Below are 13694 nucleotides of genomic sequence, written 5' to 3'. Positions count from 1 at the left end.
CGGTCCAGCCAGTCCACCTGCCGGCCGGTCACGCGGGGACCTCCAGGGCGTACCCGACGCCGTGGACGGTCCGGATCAGGTCGGCGCCGAGTTTGCGGCGCAGGGCCTTCACGTGGCTGTCCACGGTGCGGGTGCCGGTGCCGTCGGCCCAGCCCCATACGTCGGCGAGCAGTCGTTCCCGGGGAAGCACCGTCCGGGGTCGCCCGGCGAGGTGCAGCAGGAGGTCGAACTCGGTCGGCGTGAGGTGCACGTCCGCGCCGGCCCGGCGGACCCGCCGTTCGGCTTCGTTGATCTCGATGTCGCCGAGTCGGATGGCGGGTGGCGCCGGGGTCGCGGCCCGTTCCATGCGGCGCAGCAGCACGTGGACGCGGGCAGCCAGCTCGCGCATCGAGAACGGCTTGGTGAGGTAGTCGTCCGCGCCGACGGCGAGCCCGACCAGCAGGTCCGTCTCGTCGTCGCGGGCGGTGAGCATCAGCACCGGAACCGGCCGGACCGCCTGGATACGCCGGCACACCTCCAGACCGTCGAACCCGGGCAGCATCACGTCGAGGACGACGAGGTCCGGCTGCCCGGTCCGGAACCGCTCGACCGCGCTGGGGCCGTCCGTGGCGATCTCCACTGCGAAACCCTCGGCGCGGAGTCGGGCGGCGACCGACTCGGCGATGGTGCGTTCGTCCTCGACGACCAGGACGCGGCGTTCCTTCATGGGGTCTGACTGTAGGGAGCCACCGTGGAGATCAGTGGGTGGCGTTGTGAACAACCTGTGGAGAACCGGTCAGTCCTGTGGATAACTCGGTGGCAATGGCCGCCGGCCTCCCCGAACGTCCGAGGTTCGTTGTGGACGACCAACCGAGCTGTCAGGGAGGCTCGCGACTTGACTGGGAGCGGCGGCGCTCGATGAATTCACACAGTCCTTCGACCGGTCAGCCGGAACCTTTCCTCCCGCCGGGGAGTGGGACAGGTGAAGAAGGGGGGTGACGGTGTCTGACGGTGATGCGATCTCCGAGCTGTACGCCGGCTGTTTCCGCCGCCTGGTGGTTCAGCTCTACGCGGTGACCGGAGACTTGAACGACGCGCAGGAGGCGGTCCAGGAGGCGTTCACCCGGGCCTTGGTGGCACCCGGTCGGTTCGCCGGCCTCGACAATCGAGAGGCATGGCTGCGCCGGGTCGCGGTGAACGTCGCCCGCAGTCGCTACCGCCGACGGCGGGTGCTGGACGGGCTGCTGCGTCGGATTGGCCCGCCACCGGCGGTCGCCGACCGTTCACCGGAGCATCTGGCGCTGCTGGCCGCCCTGCGCGGCCTTCCCGAGGGACAGCGGCACGCGCTGGCCCTGCACTACCTGGTCGACCTGCCGATCGATGAGGTAGCAGCGACCCTCGGCGTCTCGCCGGGCACGGTGAAGTCCCGGTTGTCCCGGGGTCGGCAGGCGCTGGCGGCGCTGCTGACCGACTCGGAGATCAGCGAGAGCACGAACATCGGGAGGATCGATGTCCGAACGTGAGTTCAACGGCTTCGACGTCGACATCGTCGCCGACGCGGTCCGCCAGCCACCCCTGGAGGACGTGCGGACGGTGGCGCGGGCCCGCCGTCGGTGGCGTACCGGCGGGTTGGCGCTGGGTCTGGTTGTCGCTGTGGCCGGCGTGGCGATGCTGCCACTGTTCGGCAACACCGGATCGAGTGGCTGGACCGGTCCGGACCAGCCGCCGGTCATGCCGGACCGCAGCGGCGAGTTCTTTCTGACCGGGCCGGATTCCGCCGTCGTCGCGGGGGTGCGGGAAGCCGACGAGGGTTGCTTCACGGTGTGGTTCCGGCATACCGACGATGGTGGACGGAGCTGGACCGATGACGAGACGACCCGTTATCGCACCACCAACCAGTGCGGATCGGACGAGGAGGGGAATCCGCTGAGTAACCCGGAGTTCTCGGTGTTGAATCAGCGCTCCTACCTGATCCGAGATGGCGACCAGCTCCGACTCTCCACCGACTATGGCCGCACCTGGGCCGACGCCGAGCAGGCCATCGTGACGGTGCCGTCCTTCCCGGCGAGCGCGCAGCCGGTCTTCTGCCAGTGGGGCCGGGGCTGCGGTGCCCTCCGTGAACCGTTGGCGGTCTCGTCAACGGGGACGGTGTACCGGCTCGGCGGCAAGCCACCGTCTCCCTATCCGCCCGCGAGCATCTATCCGAGTGCGGACGGAACCATCTGGGTGAACTACTGGCCGGGTGACATCGGCGTCATGGTGGTCGCCCGGAGCGTGGACCGGGGAGCCACCTGGACCACCTGGCAGCCGGCAGCGGGGGCGAACGTGATCGCGATCGCCGGGGTCAGCGCGCAGGAGGCGTACCTGTTGATCGCGCCGCCACCACCGCATGGCGCCCAGCCGATGGAGGTCGGGGGCACGTCGCAGCTGCTGCGTACCACAGACGGCGGGCGAACCTGGGCGGACATGGGTACCGACCTGCCCAACTCGTTGGAGATCCGGTTCCTCGTCGTCGGCTCGGACGGGGCCCTGCTGCTCGTCCAGGCGGGGAACATGCAGCCCTCCGGCAACAGGTCCACGGCCTTGATCGGCCTGGATTCCGGGCGACACTTCAAAAAGATGCGCGAGTACGAGCGACGCGACGGGGGCGTCGGTGCCGCGCCCGGACACGCCTGGCTCTACGGCCGGGACGACATGGCGGTTGGCGGTGCGGACCACGTGCAGGTGACCGCCGACGGCACGTCCTGGACGCGCTTGCCGCTCCCGGACTGAGCGCCGCCGGACGTGCGACGGGGCCGGTGGACTGCCACCGGCCCCGGCAGCCTGACACTGATCTTGACGTCACTCCAGGCCGACGCGCTCGGGTCGGGCCGAGGCGGAGCCGAGCCAGGTGTGCGGGTTGCCGTACCAGCACCAGCCGAGCTTCGGTGCGCCCTGGCTGATCCAGAGCGCCGGCACCCGCTTGTCGCCGCACCGCGATCCGACCAGCGAGAAGCACCTGTTGCTGGCCAGCGCCTCGGGGTAGAGCGTGATGAAGGCGAGCCCCTCGTCGATGGTGAGCGGAAGCCGATGCTGGGCGGTCATGCCCTCCATGGCCGCCGCTGGGGCGAGGTTGCGGAACTCCTCACCACGGTCGACGTCGAAGAGGAGGTACGCCGGCCCGGCGGGTGCCTCCAGCTCCTTGATGGGGTCGAAGCGCTGCAGGTCGTCCTCGGCGTAGTGCCGGTCGAGGAAGCCGGGCTTGCGCTTGCCGGCCAGGGTGGTGAGTTCGAGTCGGGGCTCCACGCCGATCAGGTCGCGCGTGACGACGAGCAGGAACGGCACCCGCGCGTCGGTGGGCCGGGGCAGGCCGGCCGCACCGTCGACCGCTCGGGATCGAAGGGGCGCGACCAGGTCGCGGAAGGCGCTCTCGGTCATCCCGGCCAGGGTCGGGTAGCCCAACTCCACCAGGCGGTCGAGCTGGCTGTCGAACTCGGTCTCGGCGTCGAACGGGGTTTCGGTCACGGCGGCCCTCCCGGTTGTCGTACGGCCTAGCGTACAACGTACGGGATGGTTGCCGGCATTCCCGGTTCAGCGACTCCAATCCTGCTTTGCCGCCCTGACCAGCTTGTCCTTCAGCTCGCGGGTGTGCCGCCGGCTCACCGGCAGCTCGGTCGAGTCGACCACCACCACGTAGCCGGAGTTGACCAGGCGCAGTTCCGCGATCAACTTCAACTGCACCAGGTACGACCGGTGCACCCGCACGAAACCCGCGTCCGCCCAGCGCTCGGCGAGCGTGGCGAGCGAAACCCGCACCAGGTGCGACCCCTCGGCGGTGTGCAGCCGTGCGTAGTCGCCCTGCGCCTCCACCCACCGCACCGCCGAGCGCGGCAGCATCCGGGTCGTCCCGGCCAGCTCGATCGGGATCGTCGGATCTTCCTCGGCCCGCGCCAGCGCCGCCGGGTGCGACGGCACCACCCGCGACCCGATCACCCGCCGCAGCGACTCGGCCAGCCGTTCGGCGCGTACCGGTTTGCGGACGTAGTCCGTGGCGCCCAGGTCGAAGGCGTCCACCGCGCCGTCGTCGTACGCGGTGACGAAGACGATCGCCGGTGGCCGGGCGAACCGGCGCAGCACCCGGGCCAGCTCCATGCCGTCCAGGCCGGGCATCCGGATGTCCAGGAAGACCACGTCCACGTCGCCGTCGCGCAACAGCCGCAGCGCCTCCGTGGCGTCCCCGGCCGTGTGCAGCCGGGCCACCCGGGGGTCGGCCCGCAGGTGGTACGCCAATTCGTCGAGCGCCGGCGGCTCGTCGTCCACCGCCAACACGCGCAGGAAACCGGTGGTCACGAGCCGGCCCGTACGCCCGGGTGGAACTTCGGCACCCGGACGCTCACCCGCGTGCCCGAGCCCAGCCCGGTCTCGACGACCAGACCGAAACGGTCACCGAAGACCGAGCGCAGCCGCTCGTCGACGTTCGAGAGGCCGACGTGCTGGCCCGTGTCGTCACCCGGGTCGCCGGTGCTGCGGGCCAGCTCGGCGATGCCGGCGGTCAGCGCGGTCGGATCCATACCCACCCCGTCGTCCTCCACCGTGATGTGGCATTCGGCGCCCGCGTCCCGGGCTTCGATGCTCACCATGCCCGTGCCCGGCTTGCGGGACAACCCGTGCCGGACGGCGTTCTCCACCAACGGTTGGAGACAGAGGAACGGAAGTGTCACCGGCAGCACCTCCGGCGCGATCTGCAACCGCACCTGCAACCGGTCGCCGAAGCGGGCCCGCTCGATCGTCAGGTACCGGTCGATCGACCGCAGCTCCTCGGCGAGGGTGGTGAACTCCCCGTGCGCCCGGAACGAGTACCTGGTGAACTCCGCGAACTCCAGGATCAACTCCCGGGCGCGCTCCGGGTCGGTGCGGACGAACGAGCCGATCGCGGTCAACGCGTTGTAGATGAAGTGCGGGCTGATCTGCGCCCGCAGCGCCCGGATCTCGGCCCGCGCCAGCCGCTCCCGGGACGAGTCCAGCTCGGCCAGGGCGAGCTGGTTGCCGGCCCAGTGCGCGGTCTCCAGGGTGGCCTGCACCAGCCCCGGCGCCGGCGCGTCGTCGGCGACCGCCACCAGCGCCCCGACCACCCGGGCGTCGGCGCCGTGCAGGGGAGCGATCACCGCACCCCGGATCGGGCAGTCCACCCGGTCGCAGCGCAGGTCGGACTCCCCGAGCACCGTCGACCGCCCGGAGCTGATCGACCGCTGGGCCGCCGCGAGCAGCTGCTCGCCGTGGTGCGTGCCGCGTCCGTCGAGGGCGAGCACCTCGTCGGCGTCCGTGAGCGCCAGCCCGACCGCGCCCACCAGGGCCCGCAGATGGCGTACGGCCTTCGCCGCGCCCGCCGCGCTCAGCCCCGCCCGGAGCGGTTCGGCGGCCAGCCCGGCGGTGTGCAGCACCTCGTAGGTGGCCCGCTGGGTGGCGGTGGCGATGCCGCGCCGGGCGCGTAGTCGCAGCACCGCCAGCAGAGCCGCGGTCAGCGCGGTGACCAGCGAGACGACGCCGACGACGGCGGAGAGGTTGCCACCCACGCAGCGATCCTGACGGCTCGCCGCCGCTCGCGCTAGTAGGCGCCCTTGCGGGCGAGGACCACCCCGACGGTCCGCCACAGGATGCTGAGGTCGTACGCCAGCGACCAGTTGTCGACGTAATAAAGGTCGAGCCGGACGGCCTCGTCCCACGACAGGTCGGAGCGGCCGGAGACCTGCCACAGCCCGGTCATGCCGGGGCGCACCAGCAGCCGGCGTCGCACGTCGCCCAGGAAGTCGCCGTCGTCGGCGGGCAGCGGGCGCGGCCCGACCAGCGACATCTCACCCCAGAGCACGTTGATCAACTGCGGCAGCTCGTCCAGCGACGAGGCCCGCAGGAAGCGACCCACCGGGAAGACCCGGGGGTCCTGCTTCATCTTGAACAGCATGCCGTCGGTCTCGTTCTGGTCGGTGAGGCTGGCCAGCCGGTCCTCGGCGTCGACGTACATCGTCCGGAACTTCCACACCCGGAACGTGCGTCCCTCGTGCCCCACCCGGGGCTGGCGGAAGAAGACCGGCCCACGGTCGGAGATTCGGATCGCCACCGCGATCGAGATGAAGAGCGGGATCAGCAGCAGCAGGCCGAGGCCGGCGGCGACCCGGTCCATCAGGTTCTTGGCCAGCAGCGCCGGCCCGGAGAGCGTCGGCTCCTCGACGTGCAGCAGCGGCAGACCCTCGATCGGCCGGATGTGCACGCGCGGGCCGGCGATGTCGGTCAACTGCGGGGCGACCACGAGATCGACCCCGGAGCCTTCGAGCTGCCAGGCCAGTCGGCGCAGCTCGCCCGGCTCGGCGCTGGCCGACCCGCACACGGCGATGGTGTCCCCGCCGACCTCCCGGACCAGGGCCAGGACGTCACGACCCGAGTGCACCGGCACCGGCGTCGGTACCCCACGGGCCGCCGCGTAGCCGTCGGTGATGTGGATGGCGACCGGCATCAGGCCGGCGGCCGGGCTACGGGTGACCGCCGCGTAGACCTCCAGGCACTCCGGCAGAGTGCCGACCAGCACCATCCGGTGCGCGGCCTGACCGGCCCGCCGACGGATGTAGTGCAGCGCCCAGCGGGCCACGAAACGGCCCCACAGGATCAGCAGCAGCGCCCCGAGCAACGCCGTGCCCACCGTCCACCGCGACAGCGCGGTCTTGGTGGCGAAGGCGAGGAAGGAGACGCTGGCCGCCACCGTGACCGCGGCCCTGATGACCCGCTTGAACTCGTCCGGGCCGAGCCCCAGATACCGCCGGTCGTACGCCCGGTTGCTCCAGAGGATGACCACCCAGCCCAGCGGCAGCAGGAGATAGGAGATGGTGTGGAACCAGGTCGGGTCCTGGTTGGTGCCGGAGAAACCCGAGGCGGCCTGGTCGAAGAGTTGGATCGCGATCCAACTCGCGAACGCCGCCGCGCCGAAGTCGAGCAGCAGCAGGATCGCGGTGTAGGGGCGGTGCCAACGGGAGACACGTCGTCGCGCCCTGGCCCATGCCGACCGAGGGACGCCGTTGTGTGACGGCGGCGTCGGCGGCTGGATCTCGAAGCTGTCGACGTGCCGCACGAGTCTGCTCCGGCCTTCGTTGGATACCGGGCGCTGGAGGCTTGCCGTCACCTCACCCATGTCCTCCCGCATGACACGTGCCGCTCACTCGCCGTGAGGGCCCGGGTCGCCCACCGTCCCAGTCTCCCACGCGGGCTCCGGCCGGTCGCCGCCCCGCAGGAGATTGGCGACCGATGGTGTCGGCGGGATTCTGGCCGGCTCCGCACCATTTCAGAAGCCGGGGACCGGGCCACTATACCGATGGATGCGCCTGTGGCGAGAACGGTGGACCGGAGGTTCGGCTCACTCGGGTCGATTCCGCTCTGTAGTCGCCTCGTGGGATTACTCACCGTACGAGACGGGACAACCGTCGGTCAGCCAGCGGCTTGCCGCCGGTCTGACAGGTGGCGCAGTACTGCAGGCTCGAGTCGGCGAACGAGACCTCCCGGACGGTGTCGCCACAGACCGGGCAGGGCAGGCCGGTACGGGCGTGCACCTTCAACCCGGATCGCTTCTCGCCCTTGAGTTCGGCGGCACGCTGACCGAGGGACCGCTCGACGGCGTCGCCGAGCACCTGCCGCGTCGCCGCGTGCAGGGTGGCGAGCTGGGCGTCCGTGAGCCGATCGGTGATCGCGAACGGGGACAGCTTCGCGGCGTGCAGGATCTCGTCGGAGTACGCGTTACCCACCCCGGACAGCACCGACTGGTCGGTCAGCACCCCCTTGACCTGCCCGCGTCGGCTACGCAGCCGCTCGGCGAAGGTGGGCAGGTCGGCGGCGAGCGCGTCCGGCCCCAGCTTGGCCACCCCGGGCACCGCCGCCGGGTCCGTGACCAGGTAGGCGGCCAGCTTCTTCTGCGTACCGGCCTCGGTGAGGTCGAAGCCGGAGCCGTCGTCGAGCCGGACCCGTACGGCGATCGGGCCCTTGCCCGGGCGCAGCGGGGTGGTGGCCGGGAACGCCTCCCGGTAGTGCAGCCAGCCCGCCCGGGCCAGGTGTACGACGAGATGCAGGTCACCCTCGATCACCACGTCGAGGAACTTGCCGTGCCGACGTGCGTCGACCACCGCCTTGCCGGCGACGGCGGTGGGTGCCGGGTCGTACGTCTTCAGGGCGCTGATCGCGGCGATCTCCAGCCGGTCGACACGCCGCCCCACCGCGCGCTGCCGCAGGTAACCCGCGAGCGCTTCAACCTCCGGTAGTTCGGGCACCAGCCAACGGTAGCCTTCTTTCCCGTGAGAATCGTGGTGGCGCACAACCGGTACCGGGAAGCTCAGCCCTCTGGCGAGAACACCATCGTCGACGCGGAGATCGCCCAGCTCACCGCCGCCGGTGTCGAGGTGCTGCCCTTCATCCGCAGCTCGGACGAGATCCCCTCGATGTCGAAGGCCGCCAAGGCGCTGCTGCCGATCTCACCGATCTGGGCGCCCCGCGCACAGCAGGACCTGAGCCGGCTGCTCACCGAGCACCGACCGGATGTCCTGCACCTGCACAATCCGTACCCCCTGATCTCGCCCTGGGTGGTGCGGACCGCGCACCGGCACGGCGTGCCGGTGGTGCAGACGGTGCACAACTACCGGCAGGTCTGCTCCTCGGGGATCTACTTCCGCGACGGGGTGATCTGCCAGGACTGCAAGGGCCGGGCGCTGGGCGTGCCGGCGATCAGGCACCGGTGCTACCGCGACTCGGCGGCGCAGAGCGCGCTGATGGCGACCACCCTGGCGGTGCACCGGGGCACCTGGCGGTCGGTGGACCGTTTCATCGCGCTCACCTCGGCGATCGCCGATCACCTGCGCGACTACGGCATCCCGGACGATCGGATCGTGGTCAAGCCGAACGCCGTGCCCGACCCGGGGCGGCCGGCGCCGCTCGGTGACGGCTTCCTCTACATGGCCCGGCTCTCTCCCGAGAAGGGCGTCGACCTGCTGCTGGACGCCTGGCGCCGGCACCCGGTGGGGACCCTGGGCACGCTGCGGATCGCGGGCGACGGCGAGCTGCGCCCGCTGGTGGAGGCGGCCGCTGCCGAGCGACCGGACGTGGTCTACCTCGGTCAGCTCGACCGGGCCGGGGTCCGGGCCGCGGTCGAGGCCAGCGCCGTGGTGATCGCCGCCTCGATGTGGCACGACGTGCTGCCGACCGTGATCATCGAGGCGCTGGCGAGCGGCCGTCCGGTGCTGGGGACGGCGCTGGGTGGCATCCCGTACCTGGTGGGAGCGGACGCCCCGCACGAGCCCGCCGGCACCGGCCCGGCCGAGACGGCCTCGGCGGTCGCCGGGGCCGGCGGACCGGCGATGCCCGCCGGGATCGGCCTGGGCGAGGCCGGTTGGGTCGTCGCCCCGGAGCCAGCCGCGCTCGCGGCCGCCCTGCCGGTCGCCCGAGCCGGCGCGTCCGGGCTGACCCAGGCGGCCCGAGCCCGCTACGAGCGCACCTTCCACCCCGACGTGGTGACGAAGCAACTCATCGACATCTACGCGAGCCTGTCCCGAACCCGGGCCTAGCCCCCAGCCCTCGCGATCTTGCACCTTCGGTGGCGGCAATACGGGGCATGCTTCGCGAAAGCTCAACCGAAACTGCAAGATCGGCGCGGTTGGGGCCTGGCGGCGCACCCAAGGGCGGGTCAGCGCAGGGAGGCTCGGGCGGAGAAGGCGATGCTGGCGAGCAGGAAGCCGCCGTTGACGATGGTGAACGCGACAAGCACCCAGAGGACGAGGGCGGGGGCTACGGCGAGGACGAGGGCGGCCACGAAGATGACCGCGCCGTAGTCGCGGACCAGCTTCACGAGGCGTACGGGCAGCGAGGTCGAGGTGACCATGCTGGCGGCGTTCGGGCCGGCCTGCATCACCGAGGTGACCAGGTTGACCATCCAGGTACCCGCGAAGGTGGCCACCAGCCAGGTCGGGGTGGACGGCTCCTGCGCGACGGCGGTGGCGGCCAGCGCGGCCACCAGGGCGATCTGCGCGGCCACGTCGCAGAGCACGTCGATCCGGGCCCCGGCCGCGCTGCCCTGGCCGGTCACCCGGGCGAGCTGCCCGTCGGCGCAGTCCAGGGCGTACGCCACCTGCCAGCCGACCAGAGCGATCAGGCCGACAACCCAGGCCGGTACGTCCCCGTCGGCGACCGGCCCGGCGAGCGCGACCACGGAGATCGAGGTGGCCAGCCCGAGCACCAGGTTGGTGAGGGTCAGCGCGGTCGGGCGCAGCCCGAGGCGTTGCGCGACAAGCGCGAACACCGCGCCGAGCCACTGGCTGATCGACTCGCTGAACAGGCCGCCGCCCCGGTTGACCCGGTGGAAGTCGGCGACGGTGGGACGGGGGTCAGCCAAGCTGGTCGCGGATTGCACCGGCGTAGTCTGCCAGCCGCTCCCGCGTCTCGGTAGGCGACAGGGCCAGGTGCTCGAGGATGGTGTACCGGTCCGGGCGGGTACGCGGCGCGAACTGCACCGCCTCCACGAACTGGTCGTCGGTGAGCGCCACCTCGGCGGGGAGCCGGGGCAGCCCGTGCCGGGCCAGACAGGCGGACATCTCCGCGAAGCGGCGTTGGTCACCGCGCAGCCAGGTACAGAAGAGCGCCCCCAGCCCGGCCAGCTCGCCGTGCGAGGCGGTGCCGGGGTAGAGCGAGTCGACCGCGTGCATGATCTCGTGGCAGCCGCCGCTGCACGGACGGCTGGTGCCGTCGACGGCCATCGCCAGGCCGCTGGAGATCAACGCTTCGGCGAGGACGGTCACGAAGGAGTCGTCGCTCATGTCACCGGGGTGGTTCAGCACCGCTTCGGCGCCCGCCCGGGAGAGCGAGGCGGCCAGCCCGTCGACCGGCTCACCGCGTACCTTCCGGGACAGCTCCCAGTCGGCCAGCGCGCTGATGTTGCTGACCACGTCGCCGATGCCGGCCCGGTTGTGCCGATCCGGGCCGCTCTCCACGAAGTCCAGGTCGACGATCACCGCGATCGGGATGTGCACCCCGTAGGAGCCCTTGATCCCGTCCGTGATGAGGCTGGCCACCGGGGAGCCGATCCCGTCGTTGGCGAGGCTGGTCGCCACCGACACCATCGGCAGCCCTCGGCGGGTGGCGGCGTACTTGGCGACGTCTATCGTCTTGCCACCGCCGATGCCGACGACCGCGTCGTACGAGCGGCTTCGGAGCTTGCCGCCCAGGTCGTCGGCGGCATCGAGGGTCCCGCCGGAGACGGTGAACACGTCCGCCGAGCGCAGTGACGGTTGGATCAGCTCGGCGATCTGGGCGCCCTGACCCGGGCCGAGCACCACCGCGACGTCGCCGCCGGAGGAGATCCGCCCGTCGGCCAGGATCGCGGCCAGGTCGGCGACCGCCCCGCGTCGCACGTCGATGTGCAGCGGGGTGAGGACGCTCCGGGCTAGTAGCGGCACGCGATCTCCCGCGCGCGGGCCAGGTCGGCGTGGTTGTCGACCTCGACCCACGGAACGTCACCGATCGGCGCGGCCCGGACCTCGCCACCACGGTCGGCGAACTCCTGGTAGCCGTCCTCGTAGTAGAGGTTCGGGTCCCGCCGCCAGGTCGCCTCCAGCGCGTCGGCGAGGGCGTCGGCGACCTGCGGCTCGATCAGCGTCGCGCCGATGTACTCCCCGTACGCCTCACCCGGGTCCATGATCTTGGTGATCCGGGTGAGCTGGCCGGCGGCGTCGAAGGTGGTCTTCATCTCCTCCTCGGCCAGCGGCTTGAGGGTGTCCACCGCGAGCAGGATGCCCGGACCGCGCTCGGCCAGCAGGGTCTTCTCCACACTCACCGGGTGCACGGTGTCGCCGTTGACCAGCAGCACCCCGCGCGCGAAGTGCTCCCGGGCCAGCCAGAGGGAGTACGCGTTGTTCCACTCCTCGGCCTTGTCGTTGTGCACCAGGGTGAGCGTGACCCCGTACTTCTTCTCCAGCTCCGCCTGACGGGAGACGACCGCGTCCGCCGCGTAGCCGACCACGATCACGATGTCGGTGAGCCCGACCTCGGCGAGGTTGCCCAGCGCGATGTCCAGGATCGTGATCTCGCCGTCCACCGGCACCAGCGCCTTCGGCAGCGTGTCGGTGTACGGGCGCAGCCGGCGCCCCGCCCCGGCCGCGAGCACCAAACCGATCATCGCGACATCCTCCCTCGTCCTGCTGCCGTCACCGGTGGAGGATAGCCCCGGGGAGCCCGGCGACTCCGGCCAACCGGTCAGCCGGGCAGCGCCGCGAGGTCGGCCAGCATGATCAGCCGCTCCTCGGCGGCGAGCACGGCGTACGGGCCGGCGGCCCGGCGGTCGGTCTCCAGCTCGATGGCGAGCCGCTCGGGGCCGGGCGGCAGGGCGGTGACGCTGGACGCGGTGTGCCCGGCGGCGGTCCAGGCGGCGGCGTGCGCGTCCGCCCGGTGGTAGCGCAGCGCGCCGAGGCGGTTGAGCAGCAGCACACCGGGCGGGGTGCCGTCCGGCTCGTGCGGGGGCGCGAGCGCGGCGAAGGCGGAACCGCTCCGGGTCCCCTCCTCGTCGGCCAGCACGAGGGCGTACGCCACCAGCCGTCCGAGCACGGCGACCAGTCGGGCGACCCGCTCGTCGTGCCCGGACCAGAGTTCCTCGGTGACCTCGGCGTGCACCTGGTACAGCTCGCCGAGGAAGGCGGCACCGCGCTCGGTGGCGGAGAGGGCGCCGTCCGGGCTCCGGTAGATCATCCCGTGGGCCACCTGCTTGTCCACGGCTCGTCGGCAGGCGATCGGGTCCCGGTACCTGGTGATCGCCGCGAACCCCGCCCCGTCGACGGCGCCACCGGGCGCGGCCAGCCGGGTACGCAGGTCGACGAGGAAACCGCTCGCCGCCGCCCCGCCGTAGCGCTGGGACAGTTCGGCGCCACCCCAGTCGTGTCCGGCGGACATGCCGGCGCGGAAGACCCGGTCCACGGCCGGGGCGAGCAGCCCGGCGATCCGGTGCGGCGGCAGCGCGACGCTGTTCACCGGCCGATCGACCGCAGGAGCGCGAAGCCCTCCTCCGCGATCCGCCGGATCAGGCCGTCGTAACCGACGTGGCGGCCGTCGCGGTCGACGATCAACGCGCCGGCGCAGCGCAGGGGCTCGGTGGACACGCGTCGACAGTAGCGAGCGCCGCCGCATCCCGACGATGTCCGGTCTTGTCCTGGAAACATCCACGGACGACCATGTCCGTACCGAATGCCACGGTCCCAAAGGGGTGATGCGTGATGCAGGTACGGGAAGCAATGTCCAGCCAGGTCCTCGTCGTCGGTCCGGAGCACACGCTCCGTCAGGCGGCCCGGATGATGTCGGCCCGCGGTGTCGGGTCGGCGGTCGTGATCGATCCCGAGTCCGAGGGGGTCGGCATCATGACCGAACGCGACGTGTTGAAGGCCATCGGCGCGGGTCTCGACTGCGACACCGAGCGCACCGGCGCCCACCTCACCTGGGACGTCGTGTACGCGGCGCCGGAGTGGACGGTCGCCGAGGCGGCCGCCGCGATGGCCCGGGGTGGTTTCCGGCACCTCGTGGTGCTCGACGGCGGGGAGGTGGCCGGGGTGATCTCGGTGCGCGACATCATGCGCGTCTGGGCCCGGAGCGAGGTGGCCGCCACGACCTGAACCGGGCAGGTGTGCCGGGTCGGATCGAAGGGTAAGGATCCCTCGCGGGCGCGGAGATGCCGT

General features: G+C 71.7%; 15 protein-coding genes. 4 read left to right on the top strand and 11 right to left on the bottom strand.

From position 1 onward, the window contains the following. Window positions 1-28: 28 nt before the first annotated feature. A complete protein-coding gene (locus tag ACIA3K_RS22260; RefSeq protein WP_355048673.1) occupies window positions 29-706 on the bottom strand; it encodes a response regulator transcription factor in 678 nt (225 codons plus the stop codon). Between the two features lie 274 nt (window positions 707-980). On the opposite strand from ACIA3K_RS22260, the gene ACIA3K_RS22255 reads away from it, so the two are divergent. Then, window positions 981-1502, top strand: coding sequence for an RNA polymerase sigma factor (locus ACIA3K_RS22255; RefSeq protein ID WP_396803390.1), 522 nt, complete (start codon window positions 981-983; stop codon window positions 1500-1502). After that, window positions 1489-2751, top strand: coding sequence for a WD40/YVTN/BNR-like repeat-containing protein (locus ACIA3K_RS22250; protein ID WP_396803388.1), 1263 nt, complete (start codon window positions 1489-1491; stop codon window positions 2749-2751). Before ACIA3K_RS22255 ends, ACIA3K_RS22250 begins: the two co-directional genes overlap by 14 nt. Window positions 2752-2820: 69 nt before the next feature. On the opposite strand, the gene ACIA3K_RS22245 is transcribed toward ACIA3K_RS22250, so the two are convergent. The 5 genes from ACIA3K_RS22245 to ACIA3K_RS22225 form a co-directional block, all read right to left on the bottom strand. Then, window positions 2821-3483, bottom strand: a complete 663-nt coding sequence (locus tag ACIA3K_RS22245) for a DUF5701 family protein (protein ID WP_396803387.1) — start codon at window positions 3481-3483, stop codon at window positions 2821-2823. 66 nt (window positions 3484-3549) lie between these two features. Further along, window positions 3550-4308 (bottom strand): LytTR family DNA-binding domain-containing protein, encoded by a 759-nt coding sequence (locus ACIA3K_RS22240; protein WP_053651534.1) that lies wholly within the window; start codon window positions 4306-4308, stop codon window positions 3550-3552. Beyond that, window positions 4305-5531 carry a sensor histidine kinase gene (locus ACIA3K_RS22235; RefSeq protein ID WP_396803384.1) on the bottom strand — a complete coding sequence of 409 codons (1227 nt, stop codon included), beginning with the start codon at window positions 5529-5531 and terminating at the stop codon, window positions 4305-4307. Before ACIA3K_RS22235 ends, ACIA3K_RS22240 begins: the two co-directional genes overlap by 4 nt. A gap of 32 nt (window positions 5532-5563) precedes the next feature. Then, entirely contained in the window at window positions 5564-7135 is a 1572-nt protein-coding gene (locus ACIA3K_RS22230; RefSeq protein ID WP_357131827.1) for a sugar transferase, read from the bottom strand. A 265-nt stretch (window positions 7136-7400) separates the two neighbouring features. Continuing rightward, window positions 7401-8261, bottom strand: coding sequence for a DNA-formamidopyrimidine glycosylase family protein (locus ACIA3K_RS22225; RefSeq protein ID WP_357131550.1), 861 nt, complete (start codon window positions 8259-8261; stop codon window positions 7401-7403). Window positions 8262-8285: 24 nt separating this feature from the next. Between ACIA3K_RS22225 and ACIA3K_RS22220 the strand changes: the two genes are divergently transcribed. Further along, window positions 8286-9548, top strand: a complete 1263-nt coding sequence (locus ACIA3K_RS22220) for a glycosyltransferase (protein WP_396803383.1) — start codon at window positions 8286-8288, stop codon at window positions 9546-9548. A gap of 119 nt (window positions 9549-9667) precedes the next feature. On the opposite strand, the gene ACIA3K_RS22215 is transcribed toward ACIA3K_RS22220, so the two are convergent. The 5 genes from ACIA3K_RS22215 to ACIA3K_RS22195 form a co-directional block, all read right to left on the bottom strand. Beyond that, window positions 9668-10390 (bottom strand): CDP-alcohol phosphatidyltransferase family protein, encoded by a 723-nt coding sequence (locus ACIA3K_RS22215; RefSeq protein ID WP_396803382.1) that lies wholly within the window; start codon window positions 10388-10390, stop codon window positions 9668-9670. Further along, window positions 10365-11432: an iron-containing alcohol dehydrogenase family protein gene (locus ACIA3K_RS22210; protein WP_396803381.1), complete on the bottom strand. Its 1068-nt coding sequence runs from the start codon at window positions 11430-11432 to the stop codon at window positions 10365-10367. The genes ACIA3K_RS22215 and ACIA3K_RS22210 overlap by 26 nt, the downstream gene beginning before the upstream one ends. Beyond that, entirely contained in the window at window positions 11420-12151 is a 732-nt protein-coding gene (locus ACIA3K_RS22205; protein WP_396803379.1) for a sugar phosphate nucleotidyltransferase, read from the bottom strand. Before ACIA3K_RS22205 ends, ACIA3K_RS22210 begins: the two co-directional genes overlap by 13 nt. Window positions 12152-12228: 77 nt before the next feature. Next, window positions 12229-12996 (bottom strand): hypothetical protein, encoded by a 768-nt coding sequence (locus tag ACIA3K_RS22200; protein ID WP_396803378.1) that lies wholly within the window; start codon window positions 12994-12996, stop codon window positions 12229-12231. Next, window positions 12993-13124: a hypothetical protein gene (locus ACIA3K_RS22195; RefSeq protein WP_396803377.1), complete on the bottom strand. Its 132-nt coding sequence runs from the start codon at window positions 13122-13124 to the stop codon at window positions 12993-12995. Before ACIA3K_RS22195 ends, ACIA3K_RS22200 begins: the two co-directional genes overlap by 4 nt. A gap of 114 nt (window positions 13125-13238) precedes the next feature. On the opposite strand from ACIA3K_RS22195, the gene ACIA3K_RS22190 reads away from it, so the two are divergent. After that, entirely contained in the window at window positions 13239-13631 is a 393-nt protein-coding gene (locus ACIA3K_RS22190) for a CBS domain-containing protein (RefSeq protein ID WP_355048683.1), read from the top strand. Window positions 13632-13694: the final 63 nt, after the last annotated feature.

This window comes from Micromonospora sp. NPDC051543 (genome assembly GCF_044454415.1).
Lineage (GTDB): Bacteria > Actinomycetota > Actinomycetes > Mycobacteriales > Micromonosporaceae > Micromonospora.
This window is presented reverse-complemented; position numbering and strand designations above follow the sequence as displayed.